We start from the raw sequence: 17,603 nt of genomic DNA, 5'->3' as shown, positions 1-17,603 counted from the left end.
TTTATATGAGGAGAATGCCCGTATGACAACACATTTCTTTGCTAGGTTAACAGGGAAGAGGGAAGTACCTCCTGTAAATACAGAAGCTTACGGTGTAACAGAGCTCATTTTTAGTGAAGATTTAAAAAAGTTGCAATATCGGGTCATATTAAAAAACATAAAAAAAATCACGTCATGCCAAATTCATTTAGGAAAAGCGAATCAAATTGGTCCAGTTATTTTAAGTTTGTTTGGTCCGTTAGAGCAAGGAATTAGTGTGAATGAAGGAGTCGTTACTGGTGTAGCTAAAGTGGAGGATTTTGAAGGGCCTTTACAGGGGAGAGCATTTGACAGCTTGTTTCAAGAGATAATGCAAGCAAATGTATATGTAAATGTTAATACGAAATCTAATAAAAAGGGAGAAATAAGAGGGAGAATAAGGGAAGTAAAGAAGTAAGCGAAAAGGCTGTCCAAAAAAACATTTTGGAACAGCCTTTTCTAATTATAATGGGTGCCATGTTTATCAATTATTGTCGGTAAGTGGATATCCTATGTCGAATCGCCGATATAATTTCACTTACTACGTATTAGGTACTACTCTAAAATATTGCCTAGTTTAACTTTTTACAGGTTGATTTTTGATGAAGAAGTCCATTACATAAAATACTTCGTCATCTGGTATTTGTATTTCAAATGTATTTTCGATAGGTTGCAGTGCTTTTTTCACTTTCATATACATCCAGTACTCATCTTGTCTTCGTTTCTCTTTATCAGGATGAGGGAGGAGACTTTCGCCTTTTTGAAGACGGTCAACCATGCAGCTCATATGCAAAATCACACCCATTAAACTGTCGGGAGTTAGCTGTAAAGAAATCAATTCCTGAATTGTATTTAATGCATAGCGAATTGTTTTAATAAGTAATGCCCCATCGTTACGCTGCATTTGTTGTTCGAGAATATCAGCCATTTTCGCATATGTTTCTTCATACGTAATCAATTCTTGAATTGGTTGAATAGCTGTGTAGTTCACAATGTCTTGGAAATGATATGTTAAGCAAGGTATTTGCATATCGAAATTCGTGACGATACAAATGATATTACGCTCTTTTTTTATGTTCTCGATCATTTTCGTTAAATCTTTTTCATGAACGATGCTAATCGGAATAATTTCAATTAAGTCTTTATCAAAGCGTAAATAATTCTCTAACATTTTTTGAATTGCTAAAGCACTTCCTTCGCCAGTTAAACAAGCTGTTAAAATCACGGATTTCATTGGCGATAGCGGCTTTTTCTTTTCTTCCTGTACATTTAAATAGAACGGCGTTAAGTTCTTCACTGTTTCGTATAGTGCATCTAATGAGTAGCCAAGCTGAGCTTTTCGAGCTGCTTCTAGTGCGTGTGGTGTACTCGTCATTGAAAGAACACGGACAGGGATTTTGAATTCAGTTTCTAATATATCACCAATATAAGCGAGAGATCCCATATCAACAAGTAAGAGAAGCCCGTTTACATTTTGAAGTGTTTTCATATACACTTTAACACGCTCTAAGAAGTCTTTCGGTGATTCATGCAAGGGCATATCGATACCAGTTACTTCATCAATACCGAGAAGTTCGTTTGCAACGTTTGCCATTTCTGTTGCGATGCCATTACCGTGTGCTAATATTAATACCTTTACTTCTGTTTGTGAGGCAGGAATTGGATCAACAACGAAGAACATTGTTAAAAAGCCAGCTTCATCAATAGGCATTGTTAGTTGCAATTCTTCTTCTAATAGCTGAATACATTGCATAGCTACGGAAAAAGCTTCTTTATATTTCGTACGAATTTGATTTAATTGTGGGTGGTGAATTTGTTTCCCGCCCTGTAAACGTTGTAGAGTTGTCTGTACATGTAAACTTAAAGCGAGAAACACTTTTTCATCGAAAGTTTTAGATAAATATTTTTCAGCTAGTTCCGCAATTTTTTCACATACGGAAACGATATTACGATCCACAATTTTAAAAACATTTTCATGACTTGTTTTTTTAGATATTTGGTTAAAGTATTGGACGAAAAAGCTTTGAACATCATTTTCTATTAGTAATTCTAATTCTTCCTCTTCAATGCCGCGTGCTTGAAGTTCTTCATATTTATAATCAATATAATCGTAAATAGAAGAGCGACTTCCTTCGGGTTTTATTGTATGTTTACTCCAACCTTCATCACCTGTAAATACAAATGTTTCATTTGGTATTTGATATAGATGACGGCTCTTTCTTTCAATAAATAATCCCTCTTTCATATACCAAGGTAAATCTGTACTTGAAACACAGACAGAATCACGTTTTTTTGTTACGAGATCAGAATAAGCTTTCGCACAGGCAATTTGTACGTCCGTTTTCAATTGGCCGATGTTATTTGGACAATTGTAAAAGACGAAAGCACGCATTGCATTTGGACTAACATGAATCTCTTTCCTTAGACGAATTGCTTCATTTGTGAAAAATAGCTGTAGTAAGGCAAACCGTTCTTTATGTGTTCGCTCACGAAGTGGTGGAAGCGTAACGGTCATCGGAATACGTCTTGTAAATGTTTTTAATAAAAATGAATTTGGTTCTTCGGTTGTTGCAGTAATAATCAACACTCGTGCCTTACGTTCATTTTCTGTTTCTCCAAGGCGGCGGTATACTCCGCGATCAATAAATGTGAAGAGCATCTCTTGTCCTTCTGGAGGAAGGCGATGTACTTCATCTAAGAAAAGGATTCCTTCATGTGCTTTTTCAATTAACCCTTTTTGATCACTGGCACCTGTGTAAGCTCCTTTTTTTATCCCAAATAACTGTCCAAGTAGTAGTTGTGGATTGTTTGCATAATCAGCACAGTTAAAGACGATAAAAGGTGCATCTTTTGGAAGTTGTTCCACTTCAATTGCGTATTCGTGCATTAAAGAAGCGAACATCGATTTTCCGACACCTGTTTCTCCAAGTAGTAAAGTATGCATACCGTTTGGAGGATAGAGAATAGAAGCTTTGGCTTTTTCAATTGCAATTTTTAGGCTTGTATTTTCAATAGCAAATGTATCTAATGAAGTGCCCTTTGTTGAATGCGTTTCCAATGAAGTGTTCGTTTCTATATAAAAACGGACAGGGCGTGTACTCGTTTTTAATAAACGATTATCTTTCACAAGCTTGTTTAAATCGCTACTAACATTCGCACGGTCTAACTGTAGAAGTGTAGCGAGTTCTGATGCTGTTACACCTTCTGTATAATTCCCTTTTTGTATTGCGTTAAAAATGAGATCTATTCGTTTCATTTCTATTCACCTCGAAACTTCATCACTATTTAAAATTTTACACAAAAATGAGAAGTGTGGGAAGAGAAAAATAAAACAGCTTTAGTACATAGGTACTAAAGCTGTTACAATCTTGTGTCTTTCCAAAAATTCACTTCGAGATGGGAAGATGGATTGTAGGGAAGTAGTTTATATCCTTGTGAGTGCAAATAATCAATTACTTTTGGTAGTATTTGCACTGTGACACTAGAATCATGCATTAAAATAACCTCTACTTGTTCATCGCTTTGATTTCGTACTCTTTCTAGTATTGCGGAAGGATTATCATAGCTTTTCCAGTCATATGTATCAATTGTCCAATCCCACATTTTATACTGGGCGGATACGAGTGCGTCACGGTAATTCTTTTTTAAGTAAGGCATGCTACCGTATGGGACACGAACGAGATGTGTATTTAAATGTGTAACTTGCTGGACGATGTTTTGGGTTTGCTCCATTTCTGCGATTAAAACAGATGGATCGCCAGTATAAAGACGTTTTACATCATGTGACATACTATGGAGACCGATATAATGTCCATCTTTAATCAATCGCTCCATCGTTTTTTTATAATGTGGCACTTTTCCACCAATAACGAAGAAAGTTGCTTTTCCATTCTTCTCTTTTAAAATATTTAAAATTTGTGGTGTGTATTTATTTGGTCCGTCATCAAATGTTAAGTACGCAATTTTTGTTGTAGAAGAGGTAGTTTGAGTGCTTTGGTAATCTTCTGCTTGAATGTCTGTAGTTGCTTTTGTATTAGATGATGCGTACATAGTAATAGTTAAAAATAAAATTATACATTGAAGTAATCGCTTGATCATAACATTCACCCTCAGTTTGACAATCAAGATGTAAAAATGAAAATTTGATACTTTTTTCGTTACCTTCGATATACGTATATCTTTCTCCAATAGAGGCACTCTCAAACAATCTATATTTTGGAAATAGGAAATAAGGAATAAAAAACAAAAAAAATAGCATCCTCTTATGAAAAGAGGATGCTATTTGAATATTTCATAATAGTAAAGGCTATACTACAATTAGTCTTCGCGTTTTTTCACTTTTTTATAGAAGGAAATAATTGGTTTGTAACGTTCGTGTACAAGTCCGATTACTTCAGCAATGATTTCTGTAAAGAAGATTAAAACGAAAAGAAGAATAATGGATAACCATAATGTTGCACTACTGAAAATAATTGCATTTACACTAAAGAAAATACCCAATGCGTAAATAATTAGTACCGTTTTACGATGAGAGAATCCCATTGCAAGTAAGCGGTGATGTAAATGCGATTTATCTGGTGCTGAAATAGGTTTTTTATTGACGATACGGCGGATGATTGCAAATGTCGTATCAAATACAGGTACACCTAAAATGATAACTGGAACGATAAAACTGAATAGCGTTACGCTTTTGTATAATCCAAGTAACGATATAACAGAAATACAGTATCCTAAAAATAGTGCTCCTGTATCTCCCATGAAAATTTTTGCTGGATGGAAGTTGTAGAATAAAAATCCAATTGTACTTGCTAATGTAATCAGTGCTAGAGGTAATATAATAGCTGCTCCAGTACCCCATGGGCTAGTGAAGGCCATATATGCTAGCGTTGCAAGTACGATAGATGAAATCCCTGCGGATAATCCATCTAATCCATCAATTAAGTTGATGGCATTTGTAATACCGACAATCCAAAATACTGTAATTGGATAAGCAAGCCACCCGAGTTCAGTATCTCCAAGGATTGGAATATATAATACTTGCACTAATAATCCACTTTTGACAATCATGATGGCAACTAATAGTTGTCCACCGAATTTTACCCTCGCAGATAGTTCGTACATATCATCTAAAATCCCGATGATAACAATGATGATAGCACCTAAAGTTATCGATAGCATTCTTTGTTCGTATAATCCACCGACAACAAATCCTACAGCTACACCAATGAAAATTGCTAACCCGCCAAGACGAGGCATAATTTTTTGGTGTACTTTACGCGCGTTTGGCTTATCTGTTGCTCCTATTTTGAAAGCTAATTTAATAACTAAAGGAGTAACGACGAGTACAGTGATGAAAGATGCCAAGATGGCATAAATCACTTGTGAGTCCATTAATACCCCACCCTTTATAGTTTAACGTAATTTTTTCAATTGTATTTATCTGAAAATTATGATGTTTATTTACAGGCTCATAACATATGGTATCACAAAAAGATTAGAATTCAATCTTTTTTTCTTTTGGCTGTAAAGGGGAGTGAATAGAATATATGACAATTGGATATGGAATGTTGTGTCCTTTGAGAAGGTTGCTCTCATATTGTGGCTTGTAATATGACATTGTACTTCCCTCTCATATAGCGATGACTTTTGTTTCAGTATTATAAGTGTTGCACGTAAAATGAGTAAGTTCCGTGTTAAATTGTGGGAATTTACGTTTTGTATATATTGCATCATTTAACTTTACAAAATCTTAAAAAATAATAAAAAAACAATTCATATAATAAAGAAGTGAAAGAGTTTTCTCATTCTTAGTGTGAGAGGGGGAAGCACAGGGAGAATTCTATGTATTCGTATATTTTCTTATGTACATTCCTGTGCGAAAGGGAAATGAAAATTACGATAATAGGTACCGGATATGTTGGATTGATTACAGGAGTAGGATTGGCGAGATTGGGACATTCAGTTACATGTTTCGATATAAATAGTGGCAAAATTGAACGGATTAAACAAGGCGAGTTACCTATTTATGAATGTGGATTAAATGAATTAATAAATGAAGCATACGAAAATAATCATTTAACTTTTACAGCAAGTAAATTAGCGGCATTTAATGATGTAGAGTTTATATTTATTGCAGTTGGAACGCCATCTTTATTAGATGGAACGGCAGATTTAACGTATATTCGTAGTGCTTGTGATGATATTGGAACATATGTGAATAACGATATTATTATTGTTACGAAAAGTACGGTTCCTGTAGGGACAAATGATGTAATGAGAAAATGGATTGAGGAGAAACTACAAGGTAGACATGAATTATATATTGTATCGAATCCAGAATTTTTAAGGGAAGGTTCTGGTATTTATGATTTTTTTCAGGGTGATCGTATCGTAATTGGATCATGTAGTGAAGAAGCGGCAAGGAAAGTAGAGAATTTGTACAGCAAATTAAGCTTAGAAACGTATATTACAGATATTCGAAGTGCTGAGATGATTAAATATGCATCTAATGCTTTTTTAGCCACGAAGATTAGTTTTATTAATGAAATTTCTAATATATGTGAGCAAGTGGGTGCAGATATAGTAGATGTAGCTACAGGGATGGGGATGGATAAGAGAATTGGTGCATCTTTTTTAAATGCAGGCATCGGATATGGAGGATCTTGTTTTCCAAAAGATACGAAAGCACTTGTGCAAATTGCAGGGAATGTTTCTCATGATTTTCGCTTGTTGAAAGCAGTCATTGAAGTGAATAATAAACAACAGTTGTTGTTAGTTGAAAAAGCGAAGAAAATTATAGATATGAAGAAGAAGCGAATTGCGGTTCTTGGTGCAGCATTCAAACCGAATACTGACGATATTAGGGAAGCACCATCTCTTATTATAATAGAAGAATTAATTAATGTAGGTGCGGATGTGGTTTTATATGACCCGCAAGCTATTCAAAATGTAAGAAGTTTATTTGGGAATACGATACGATACGCTGAGTGTATAGATGAATCGATTAGAGAGGCGCATGCAGTTTTTATCGTAACAGAATGGGAATCAATTCGAAATTATCCGCTAGAAAAGTATGCACAGCTTATGAGGGAACCTATTCTATTTGATGGGAGAAATTGTTATACTAATGAGGATGCCGAGAAGCATGGATTAAATTATTACTCAGTTGGGCGAAAAGGCGTCTGTAATAGTAATGTTTCTCAGGTGCGTTAAAAAAGTGTATGTCTGCATGCATATTTTTATATGCGATAATAGAAGTTTTAACTAGTGAAAGAAAAGAGGCAATGAAATGACTGAACGTTTAAAAGTAATGACAATTTTCGGGACACGACCAGAAGCAATTAAAATGGCACCTCTTGTATTAGAGTTGCAAAAGCACCCAGAAAAGATTGAATCAATAGTGACTGTAACAGCACAACACCGTCAAATGTTAGATCAAGTATTAAATATCTTTGGAATTACGCCAGATTTCGATTTGAATATCATGAAAGATCGTCAAACTTTAATTGATATTACAACACGTGGTTTAGAAGGTTTAGATAAAGTAATGAAAGAAGCTAAGCCTGATATCGTACTTGTGCATGGTGATACAACGACGACATTTATTGCAAGCTTAGCTGCTTTCTATAATCAAATTCCAGTAGGACATGTGGAAGCAGGACTTCGTACATGGGATAAGTATTCTCCATATCCAGAAGAGATGAATCGCCAACTAACAGGTGTAATGGCGGATCTTCATTTCTCACCTACAACAAAATCAGCAACGAACTTACAAAAAGAAAATAAAGATGAGTCACGCATTTTCGTAACAGGAAATACAGCGATCGATGCACTGAAGACAACTGTGAAAGAAACTTATAGCCATTCGGTGTTAGAGAAACTTGGAAATGATCGTCTTGTACTTATGACAGCACACCGTCGTGAAAATTTAGGAGAACCAATGCGCAATATGTTCCGTGCAATTAAGCGTCTTGTTGATAAACACGAAGATGTACAAGTTGTATACCCTGTTCATATGAATCCTGTTGTTCGCGAAATAGCGAATGATATTTTAGGCGAGCATAGCCGCATTCATTTAATTGAGCCGCTAGATGTAATCGATTTCCATAACGTTGCAGCTCGTTCATACTTAATGTTAACTGATTCTGGTGGTGTACAAGAGGAAGCACCATCACTAGGTGTGCCAGTTCTTGTCCTTCGTGATACGACAGAACGCCCAGAAGGTATCGAAGCAGGTACGTTGAAATTAGCAGGAACAGATGAAGAGACAATCTTTGGTCTTGCTGATGAGTTGTTATCTGATAAAGAAGCTCATGATAAGATGACGAAAGCATCTAACCCTTACGGCGATGGTCGTGCATCAGAGCGTATTGTAGAAGCGATTTTACAACACTTCAACAAGTAGAGTGAAACTTTAATAAATGGGGTTTTCATCTTCTGTTTATTATTGGTCCACAACAATTGCGGGAAATAAAAAGAGCCAAATCGTATACGATTTGGCTCTTTTTTTATTCATGATTCCTCATAATCCACTCTGCATGAGCATTTGTAGAAGGGGGAGGAGGCGGTGGTGTTTTGTTCTCACTCGGTTCCTTCTTTGCTTTTGCGCTGGAGTTAGAATTTGAATCGGAATTTGTATTCTCATTTTTCGTAGTCTCTGTTGGAACTTTTGCTTTTTCTCCTATTTCCTTTTCAATTTCGTTACGTACAGTCTCTACACTGATTGGATCTGGAAGGAAGTAATAAATACCACCAATTTTTCTGTCTTCTCCTTCAAGTTTTAACGTTTGTATTGTAGAAGGATCGAATCCAGAGATTTTATTGTAAAGAGCAAGTCCGTCTGAAATAGGAATATCGGTTTTTATATATTTTCCAACTACCTTTGTTAAATCTTTAATTTTAAATACGGTAGAAGCAGAGTTTAGCTTTTGGGCAACAGCAGCCAGTACTTGTCTTTGTCTAGCAGCTCTACCATAATCACCGTTAGGATCTTGCTTTCGCATACGGACGTATGCGAGTGCTTCTTCACCATTTAATTTCTGTTGACCTTGTTTAAATTGGATTTTTTTATAGTAATCCACGTCAGAGCGTTCCCAGAAATCGAAGGGGACATCAACGGTAATACCGTCAACAGCATCAACGATACCTTTAAAGCCTTGGAAATCAATTTTAATATAATGATCAACAGGAACTTTTAAAAACTCTTCGACGGTGTCGATTGTCATTTTTTCTCCACCGTAAGCATGAGCAGCGTTAATTTTGTCTTCTTTATTTTTGCCAACAATCTTAACACGAGAATCGCGCGGGATACTCATAAGTGAAACCTTTTTTGAGTTTGGATTAACTGTCGCGAACATAAGTGAATCTGTTCGACCGTTTTGACCGTCAGTTGCATAATCTTCAATACCCATAATGAGTATTGTGAAAGGTTTTTTTGTGATTTCCACATCTTCTGCTCGTAATTTAGATTTTTCACGGCTAAATCCACTGTACATCCCCATGAGAGAAGTGTAGGAATTTAACATATAAAGTCCTACGCTACCAAATAAAAATGCGAAAATAAGAAAGAAGAAAAACTTTCTTCTACGTTTCTTTTTAATTCTGCTATTTTGGAGATGATAATAACGTTCTTCCATATATAATCTCCTTATTCATTTGTAGGGAATTAATTCACTACATTAATCTTTAAAGGCGATAAGTTAGCTATTCTTAGATAACGTCTTGTTCTAAGTACAACATATCCCCTTCTTTAATTGTACATTTCCCGTTTGTTAATTCAATCATCCAATTTATGAATGGTTGTTTTTTGTCCTCTTCTACATACGTATCAAATGTGACATTTTCTAAATAATGTATATCTTTAATGACATATTCTGAATTACGTAATTCATTTTCAACTTTGCCAAGTAAAGTGTAATCAATTTCTGTTTGCATAACGCGCATTAGTTTTCGTTCAACAACGCCTACATGGTTAAGACCTTCACTTGTACATTTTCCATATGCACGAATTAATCCGCCAGCACCAAGTTTAATGCCGCCAAAATAGCGCGTAACGACAACGACAGTATCTTTTAGACCTCGTTTTTTTAATACCTCTAACATAGGTACACCAGCTGTGCCGCTTGGTTCACCGTCATCGTTTGCTTTTTGAATTTGATCTTGTTCGCCGATTAAATATGCGGAACAATTATGTGTTGCATTCCAATGCTGTTTTTTTATTTTTTGTATAAATGCTTGAGCTTCCTCTTCCGTTGTGGCGCGACTCACATAGCAAATGAATCTTGATTTTTGAATGACAATTTCGTGCTCGCCGTAGCCTTTAATTGTTAAATATTGTAATAACAATGGTATACGCCCCTATCTTTCAAAATGACTAGTACTTTACATTTTAAAAGCGAGCGTTTTTATATTCAAACATTTTTTACAAATATGTTGAAATTTTTGGTGAGTATTTGATCTTTTTGTTGTAATTTGTCGAGCGGGTGATTGTAGTTTCTAACCGGCATTTTTATGTATGGATGCACCTTTTCTAGTTTTCGTGTAAAATTAGGGGATAAAAATTTTTTATAAGGCAGGTACGAAAATGAAAACAGCTATTGTTACCGATAGTACAGCATATATACCGAAGCATATTCGTGATGAACTCAATATATATATGATTCCATTAAACGTTGTGTTTGGAACGGAATCTTATCAAGAAGAGGCTGAAGTTTCAGCAAATGATTTTTATGTAAAAGTACGTGAACAAGAAGATCTTCCGAAAACTTCACAACCAGCAATTGGAAAGTTTTTAGAGCTATATGAAGAGTTATCTAAAGAATATGATGCAGTTATTAGCATTCACCTTTCCAGTGGAATTAGTGGTACATACCAAACAGCGACGACAGCTGGACAGATGGTAGATGGTATTGATGTATATACGTACGACTCTGAAATTAGTTGTGAAGTACAAGGATTTTACGTGCGTGAAGGGGCGAAATTAGTAAGTGAAGGGAAAGCCCCAGAAGAGATTATCGCTCGCTTTGATGAAATGAAGCAAACGATGGATGCTTATTTTGTAGTGGATGATTTACATCATTTACAACGTGGTGGAAGATTAAATAGCGCGCAAGCTTTCATCGGTAGTTTGTTACAAGTCAAACCAGTATTATACTTTAGAGATAAGGTAATTATTCCATTCGAAAAAATTCGTACGCGTAAAAAAGCGTTAAAGCGTATCGTTGAAATCTTTGATGAGCAGGCAAATAAAGGTGTGCCTATGGAAGCTGTTATTATTCATGCGAATCGTGAAGAGGAAGCTAATGAATGGAAACAAGAATTAGAAGAGATATACCCTCATGTTACAATTCGCACGAGTTATTTCGGAGCTGTAATTGGGACGCATTTAGGTGAAGGTGCGCTTGGTTTAGGCTGGTATACGAAGTGATAAAGATATAAAAGCTCTCTTACTTGAAGAGGGTTTTTTCACGGATATTTTACGTGGATTTGACAAGTTAATATTTGGAAATGGTAAAATGTACGTAAAATTAAATAATGAGGAAAGTTTTATTACTTACTTTTTATAAGAAACTATTTTATAATAGAAGAGAGGTGAAACATATGGAGCATAATTCTTGTTTATGTCCAAAGTTTGAGTCAGCTTTTACAATGCTTAGTAAGAAATGGACTGGCTTAATTATTAAATCTTTGCTCGAAGAGCCGAAACGTTTCAGAGAAATCGCAGATATTATACCGAATATGAGCGATCGTATGTTGTCAGAACGTTTAAAGGAATTAGAAGGTGAAGGTATTGTAGTTCGTAATGTTTACCCAGAAGTACCAGTTAGAATCGAGTACGGTGTAACTGATAAAGGGAAAGCGTTGGAAAGTGTTATGGATGAGGTCCAAAATTGGGCTGAGAAATGGATGAAGTAACGTTTCTATCTCATTCATATTAGAGTATTTTCAAAACGTAAGGGATTCCCTTACGTTTTTTTCAATTCTATAAAAAACGGCATAAGGCTCTTGAAATTCTACATATATATACAAATTTAGATATACTTTGCTATAGAGATAAATGTAATATTACATTTATTTTACAAAACCGTAACATTAGCAAAAAAACTCCCGAATTATGGTATAAATTTTAATAGGTTATATACGGAAAATGAAAAAAGAAAGCGGTGTAAAAAATAAAATGAAAAAGCTAAAAATGGCATCTTGCGCATTAGTTGCAGGGTTAATGTTTTCAGGGCTAACACCAAATGTATTTGCAGAAGATAAAATTTCTGACGTGAAATCACAAATTAACACACAAAATGATACTTTACATAAACAACAACAAGAACGTGATGAATTACAAAAACAAATGAATGACTTAAACAAAACAATCCAAGGTTTGGATAAGTCTGTGCAAGAGAACGCTTCAAAACTTGATGAAACAACAAAAAAGGTTTCTGATACTGAGCAATTAATCGAAAATAAAAATAAAGATATTGCAGAACTACAAACAAAGATTGCAAAACGTGAAGAGTTATTAAGAAAACGTTTAGTTGCACTACAAGAACAACCGAACACGAACATTGTAACAGAAGTTCTTGTAAACTCTAAAAACGTTGCAGATTTAGTTGATCGTTTAGCTTCTGTGTCTAAAATTATGGAATCTGACGAAGATATCATGAAAACTCAACAAGAAGATCAAACGAACGTGAAAAAAGATGTTGAGACAGTAAAAGAAAAACAAAAAGAATTAAAAGAAGCACAATCTCAAATTGAAACTGCTAAGAAAGAACTTGACGTTGAAAAAGAGAAAAAAGCAACAGCAGTAAACGATTTAAGCGGTAAAATGGATACAGTTGTAACTACAATGACAAGTACGGAAGGTCAATTGAAGGATCTTGAGAAACAAGCACTGCAATTACAACGTATTGCGGAAGAAGAGGCGCAAGCAAAAGCAGCACAAGAAGCTGCTGCTCAAAAACAAGCAGAACAAGCTGCTAAAGAAGTACAGGCACAACAAGCTGCACCAGCGCAAGCGCCTGCAGAGCAAGCTGCTCCAGCAAACAATGCTGGACAAGCTCAAAAAGAAGAGCCTAAAAAAGAAGAACCTAAAAAAGAAAAGCCAGTACCAGCACCAGCTCCAACTCCGGATATTGGCGTAATTGGTAAAGCAAAACAATACTTAGGTATGCCTTATGTTTGGGCAAGTGCATCTCCATCAAACGGTGGTTTTGACTGTAGTGGATTCATTTCTTACATCTTTGGTGTAGGACGTCAAGATGTTAATGGATATTGGAATTCAGTTTCTAAAGTAAGTAGCCCACAGCCTGGAGATTTAGTATTCTTCCAAGGTACTTATAAAGCAGGTCCGTCTCACATCGGTATTTATGTTGGGAATGGACAAATGATTCATGCGAGTGATAAAGGGATTGCGTACGGTGATATTAACAGTTCGTACAACCAAAAACATTTCTTAGGATACGGTAGATTCTAGGATTTATAATTGAATAAAAAATGTGTATAAAGTCGATAGCTTACTATTTTATAAGTAGGTTATCGGCTTTTTTGAGTTTTTACGAGATAAAGAGAAGGATTTATAGTAGTGCTGGAGGTGGCTATTGATGATGTTAGCTGGTAGACAGTTACTGTTAGAAGAACTTTCTTCAGATTTGCAGGATAATTTGGATCATTTGAAAAAGAATCGAGACGTCATTTGTGTACAAGGGATAAGTAAGAAAGCTTCAAAATATATGTGCCAGCGCTGCGGAAATATAGAGCAGCGACTATTTGCATCATTTCTATGCAAAAGGTGCAATAAAGTATGTACGTATTGCCGGAAATGTATAACGATGGGCAGGGTAAGTGAATGTGCTGTACTTGTTCGCGGGATTGCTGAAATAAGCGGAGAAAATTATTGGAATCCGTTACAGTGGGAAGGCGTTTTGTCTGCTGGTCAGGAGTTAGCTGCGCAAAGTGTCGTTGATGCTGTTAAGCAGAAAGAATCATTTTTTATTTGGGCGGTGTGCGGGGCTGGAAAAACAGAAATGTTGTTTCGCGGAATTGCAGAGGCACTACAAAAGGGAGAGAGAGTTTGTATTGCAACGCCGAGAACGGACGTTGTACTTGAATTAGCACCAAGATTACAAGAAGTGTTTCCAAATATAAATGTAGCTGCTTTATACGGAGGGAGTTTAGACCGAGAAAAAGATGCGGCGTTAATCGTTGCAACTACACATCAATTGTTACGTTATTATAGGGCGTTCCATGTCATGATTGTAGATGAGATAGATGCTTTTCCGTATCATGCAGATAAGATGTTGCAGTATGCAGTAAACGAAGCGATGAAAGAGAAGGCAGCACGTATTTATTTAACTGCAACTCCAGATGAAAAGTGGAAGCGTAAGTTGCGAAGTGGTAAGCAAAAAGGGGTTATTATTTCAGGGCGATACCATCGTCATCCATTGCCAGTTCCGATATTTCGGTGGTGCGGAAATTGGAAAAAGGGTCTTATACGTAAAAAAATTCCTCGTGCTTTATTACAATGGTTAAATCTGTACTTATCGAAACGATACCCCATTTTTCTATTTGTTCCTCATGTGCGATATGTAGAAGAAATTAGCCAGTTATTAAAATCATTAAACAATCAAATTGACGGTGTGCATGCAGAAGATATGGCGAGAAAAGAGAAGGTAGCAGCTTTCAGAAAAGGAGAAATCCCTTTATTAGTTACAACGACGATTTTGGAACGAGGAGTAACTGTGAAAAATTTACAAGTAGCAGTTTTAGGAGCTGAAGAAGAAATATTTTCAGAAAGTGCTCTCGTCCAAATTGCAGGGCGTGCTGGCAGAAGCTCTGATGAACCGCATGGAGATGTCATCTATTTTCATTATGGAAAGACAGAGGCGATGGTGCGTGCGAAAAAACATATTCAAAGTATGAATAAGAATGCTAAAGAACAAGGATTGATAGATTGATGCATTGTCTACTTTGTGATGAGTATATTTCATATGCGATTAGTTGGTACACTTTTTTTGTTAAGCTTCATAAAAAGTATATATGTGATAGATGTGAACAAAAACTTTCCTATATTATAGGCGATATTTGCAAGGAGTGTGGTCGGCCTTTAGAACTTGTACCAGCTGAATATAAAACTGGGGATATTTGCATGGACTGCATAAGGTGGACGAACGAGCAGAGGTTTCCGTCTCTCATAAATCGTTCGCTGTATGTGTATGATGAAGGGATGAAAGAAATATTAGCACAGTTTAAATTTCGAGGAGATGCTGAATTAGTGCATATTTTTCATCAGCCTTTTCGAAGTCTTTTTCAAAAATATTTTGCGAATGTTTCAGTTGCCATTCCGGTCCCTCTTAGTGAAGAGCGAGAATACGAGCGTGGTTTTAATCAAGCGGAGTTACTAGCTTCTTGTTTGCCTATCAAAATGTTTTGTACATCATTAAGAAGAATAGAAACAGAAAAACAAAGTAAGAAGAAACGTAAAGAAAGGATATCGGGGGTTAATCCTTTTTATTTTCAGGGAGAAGAGATGTTTCATGAGCAACATGTTTTAATCGTGGATGATGTGTATACGACAGGAATTACTGTTAGGCAAATCGGAAGCCTTTTGTATGATCGAGGAGCGAGAGAGGTTTCTTGTTTGACGCTTTGTAGAGGTTAATATGTGAATGTCGAAAGGAATAATAAAAAGACGACAGATCTCCTTTGACTAACAGTCTTGTCATTCGTTATAGTCAAAATATGGGGCGAATGCCCTGATTTTAAGAGTGAAGGGAATGGAATGAACATGCAAGGACGAGTAAAATGGTTCAATGCAGAAAAGGGATTTGGGTTTATTGAGCGTGAAGATGGTGATGATGTGTTTGTTCATTTTTCTGCTATTCAACAAGATGGGTATAAGTCGTTAGAAGAAGGTCAACAAGTGGAGTTTGATATTGTTGATGGAGCACGTGGATCACAAGCGGCTAATGTTGTGAAACTGTAAAAATTAAGTTTTTGGAAAAGATAGAGCTGTATTTTTAGCAGCATTATATAGATGGTGAAAGCTCTTGCTCGTACCAAGGGCTTTTTTGTTGCGGAGAAGTTGTCAAAAAGTTGTTTCTTTTCTGTAACCAATTGTCCACAGTTACATTCGTTATTCACGATGTTAATAGGATAAAATAAAGATAGAAACGATGCATCTTTTCATTTCAACAAAAAACGATAAAAAAATCGCAATTCCACTAATTTTTTTAAAAAAGTTAGAAGGAGTTTTTAAGCCAATGTCGAAATTATAGTACATAGGCTTGAAAGGAGGAATTCATCTATGAAATTCAACATTCGTGGTGAAAATATTGAAGTAACTCCAGCATTAAAGGAATATGTAGAGAAAAAACTAAGTAAATTAGAGCGTTATTTTGATACATTCCCAGAGATTAAAGTTAATTTAAAGGTATACTCTGACAAGCAACGTATCGAGGTGACAATTCCATTTACAGATTTATTACTTCGTGCAGAAGAAACAAATAGCGATATGTACGCTGCGATTGATTTAGTAGTTGATAAAATTGAGCGACAAATTCGTAAACATAAAACAAAAGTAAACCGTAAATTACGTGAAAAGGGTTCTGTGAAAACTAACTTTATCCTTCCAGAAGCAGTAGCTGTTCTGGATGCGGTAGAAGAGGATGAATTAGAACTTGTACGTACAAAACGATTCGATTTAAAACCGATGGACGTTGAAGAAGCGATCTTACAAATGGATATGCTAGGACATAGTTTCTTCGTCTTCACAAATGCTGATACAAATGAAACTAATGTTGTATATGGCCGTAAAGACGGGAAATATGGTTTAATCGAAACAAAATAATAATTCGAAAGCGCAGCCGGAAGAGGCTGCGCTTTTTTTATCCCGCTATTTGTGGGCAGTAAAACTCCCACCTCAAAATTCGGCCGGAGCAAAGAAGTTAGGTGGGGCCCCTACTGCCCGTAAACGCCCGATTGGTGAGGGCTAATAATCAGTGGGGGATGAACAAAACCCCCACTGATTAAAGTTTCACTTTATATATTTTTGCCTTCCTATCTTGTAATATTGATATAAATTTAAATGGCTTATTCGCAATGGAATTTAGAAGTCATGTTTTGTAACGGTCAATTGTATTACTATTCCAAAAGGATCTCGCACAATGGCATAACCCGGGCTGAAGGAGTTTTTTTCAAAAGGTGTTAAAATATAAACCTCATCATGTTGAATTAGATTGTGATAGAGTGCTTCAATGGTTTGGAAATCTTTAGATTGAATGCATAATGATGAGCTATTACTTAATTGCCAAGGACGTGTGGAATCCACTGCCTGTTCTGCAATCATAATTTTATTAGCGCCAATTTGTAAAACAGAATGGGTAATATAATGTTCTTGGCTTTCTTTATACGTGAAATTCGGATCTATTTCTTTCATTTCTTTATAATTCTTTTTAAATAAAACTTTTGCGCCTAAATACTGTTCGTAAAATGCAATTGCTTTAGCACCTTGCCCATTTAATGATAAAAAAGGGATTACTTCAAAGTTCATTGTATTGCCTCCTTCATATATGTTTACACTTATTATTATA

At 35.7% G+C, this 17,603-nt stretch carries 16 protein-coding genes; 10 read left to right on the top strand and 6 right to left on the bottom strand.

From position 1 onward, the window contains the following. Window positions 1-22: 22 nt before the first annotated feature. On the top strand, window positions 23-436 hold the full coding sequence (gene exsM, locus ACFVQC_RS16920; RefSeq protein ID WP_377898743.1) for an exosporium regulatory protein ExsM: 414 nt from the start codon (window positions 23-25) through the stop codon (window positions 434-436). A 159-nt stretch (window positions 437-595) separates the two neighbouring features. On the opposite strand, the gene ACFVQC_RS16915 is transcribed toward exsM, so the two are convergent. The 3 genes from ACFVQC_RS16915 to ACFVQC_RS16905 all read right to left on the bottom strand — a co-directional run bounded on the left by ACFVQC_RS16915 (window position 596) and on the right by ACFVQC_RS16905 (window position 5,409). After that, the gene (locus tag ACFVQC_RS16915; protein WP_377898742.1) at window positions 596-3,274 is read right to left on the bottom strand and encodes a sigma-54-dependent transcriptional regulator; all 2,679 of its coding nucleotides are present in this window, start codon (window positions 3,272-3,274) and stop codon (window positions 596-598) included. 104 nt (window positions 3,275-3,378) lie between these two features. Next, a complete protein-coding gene (locus ACFVQC_RS16910) occupies window positions 3,379-4,116 on the bottom strand; it encodes a polysaccharide deacetylase family protein (RefSeq protein WP_002144847.1) in 738 nt (245 codons plus the stop codon). A 219-nt stretch (window positions 4,117-4,335) separates the two neighbouring features. Next, entirely contained in the window at window positions 4,336-5,409 is a 1,074-nt protein-coding gene (locus ACFVQC_RS16905) for a glycosyltransferase family 4 protein (RefSeq protein ID WP_002144848.1), read from the bottom strand. A 450-nt stretch (window positions 5,410-5,859) separates the two neighbouring features. Between ACFVQC_RS16905 and ACFVQC_RS16900 the strand changes: the two genes are divergently transcribed. Then, window positions 5,860-7,230, top strand: a complete 1,371-nt coding sequence (locus ACFVQC_RS16900; protein WP_002144849.1) for a UDP-glucose dehydrogenase family protein — start codon at window positions 5,860-5,862, stop codon at window positions 7,228-7,230. Window positions 7,231-7,306: 76 nt separating this feature from the next. Further along, window positions 7,307-8,422 (top strand): non-hydrolyzing UDP-N-acetylglucosamine 2-epimerase, encoded by a 1,116-nt coding sequence (wecB, locus tag ACFVQC_RS16895; RefSeq protein WP_002112886.1) that lies wholly within the window; start codon window positions 7,307-7,309, stop codon window positions 8,420-8,422. 103 nt (window positions 8,423-8,525) lie between these two features. On the opposite strand, the gene ACFVQC_RS16890 is transcribed toward wecB, so the two are convergent. Together ACFVQC_RS16890 and ACFVQC_RS16885 are read right to left on the bottom strand one after the other, a co-directional pair. Then, window positions 8,526-9,653, bottom strand: a complete 1,128-nt coding sequence (locus ACFVQC_RS16890; RefSeq protein WP_377898741.1) for an LCP family protein — start codon at window positions 9,651-9,653, stop codon at window positions 8,526-8,528. A gap of 73 nt (window positions 9,654-9,726) precedes the next feature. Further along, window positions 9,727-10,362 carry a YigZ family protein gene (locus tag ACFVQC_RS16885; RefSeq protein ID WP_377898740.1) on the bottom strand — a complete coding sequence of 212 codons (636 nt, stop codon included), beginning with the start codon at window positions 10,360-10,362 and terminating at the stop codon, window positions 9,727-9,729. A 238-nt stretch (window positions 10,363-10,600) separates the two neighbouring features. Here ACFVQC_RS16885 and ACFVQC_RS16880 point away from each other — a divergent pair, with 238 nt between their 5' ends. The 7 genes from ACFVQC_RS16880 to hpf all read left to right on the top strand — a co-directional run bounded on the left by ACFVQC_RS16880 (window position 10,601) and on the right by hpf (window position 16,861). After that, a complete protein-coding gene (locus ACFVQC_RS16880) occupies window positions 10,601-11,443 on the top strand; it encodes a DegV family protein (protein WP_002112883.1) in 843 nt (280 codons plus the stop codon). A 173-nt stretch (window positions 11,444-11,616) separates the two neighbouring features. Continuing rightward, window positions 11,617-11,931, top strand: coding sequence for a winged helix-turn-helix transcriptional regulator (locus ACFVQC_RS16875; RefSeq protein ID WP_002089608.1), 315 nt, complete (start codon window positions 11,617-11,619; stop codon window positions 11,929-11,931). Between the two features lie 232 nt (window positions 11,932-12,163). Next, on the top strand, window positions 12,164-13,489 hold the full coding sequence (locus tag ACFVQC_RS16870) for a C40 family peptidase (protein ID WP_377898739.1): 1,326 nt from the start codon (window positions 12,164-12,166) through the stop codon (window positions 13,487-13,489). 130 nt (window positions 13,490-13,619) lie between these two features. Beyond that, complete coding sequence (gene comFA, locus ACFVQC_RS16865; protein WP_377898738.1) at window positions 13,620-14,969, top strand: ATP-dependent helicase ComFA; 1,350 nt, start codon at window positions 13,620-13,622, stop codon at window positions 14,967-14,969. After that, window positions 14,969-15,673 (top strand): ComFC family protein, encoded by a 705-nt coding sequence (locus ACFVQC_RS16860; protein ID WP_377898737.1) that lies wholly within the window; start codon window positions 14,969-14,971, stop codon window positions 15,671-15,673. The genes comFA and ACFVQC_RS16860 overlap by 1 nt, the downstream gene beginning before the upstream one ends. Window positions 15,674-15,799: 126 nt before the next feature. Then, window positions 15,800-15,997, top strand: coding sequence for a cold shock protein CspC (gene cspC / locus ACFVQC_RS16855; protein WP_033718063.1), 198 nt, complete (start codon window positions 15,800-15,802; stop codon window positions 15,995-15,997). A gap of 321 nt (window positions 15,998-16,318) precedes the next feature. Beyond that, the gene (gene hpf, locus ACFVQC_RS16850; protein WP_002034758.1) at window positions 16,319-16,861 is read left to right on the top strand and encodes a ribosome hibernation-promoting factor, HPF/YfiA family; all 543 of its coding nucleotides are present in this window, start codon (window positions 16,319-16,321) and stop codon (window positions 16,859-16,861) included. 258 nt (window positions 16,862-17,119) lie between these two features. Here hpf and ACFVQC_RS16845 read toward each other — a convergent pair whose 3' ends face one another. Next, on the bottom strand, window positions 17,120-17,563 hold the full coding sequence (locus tag ACFVQC_RS16845; RefSeq protein WP_377898736.1) for a VOC family protein: 444 nt from the start codon (window positions 17,561-17,563) through the stop codon (window positions 17,120-17,122). Window positions 17,564-17,603 lie beyond the last annotated feature (40 nt).

This window comes from Bacillus sp. NPDC057893 (assembly GCF_042796455.1).
In the GTDB taxonomy this organism is placed as follows: Bacteria; Bacillota; Bacilli; order Bacillales; family Bacillaceae_G; genus Bacillus_A.
Note: the sequence above shows the minus strand (reverse complement) of the source record. Positions and strands in the feature narration are given on the sequence as shown.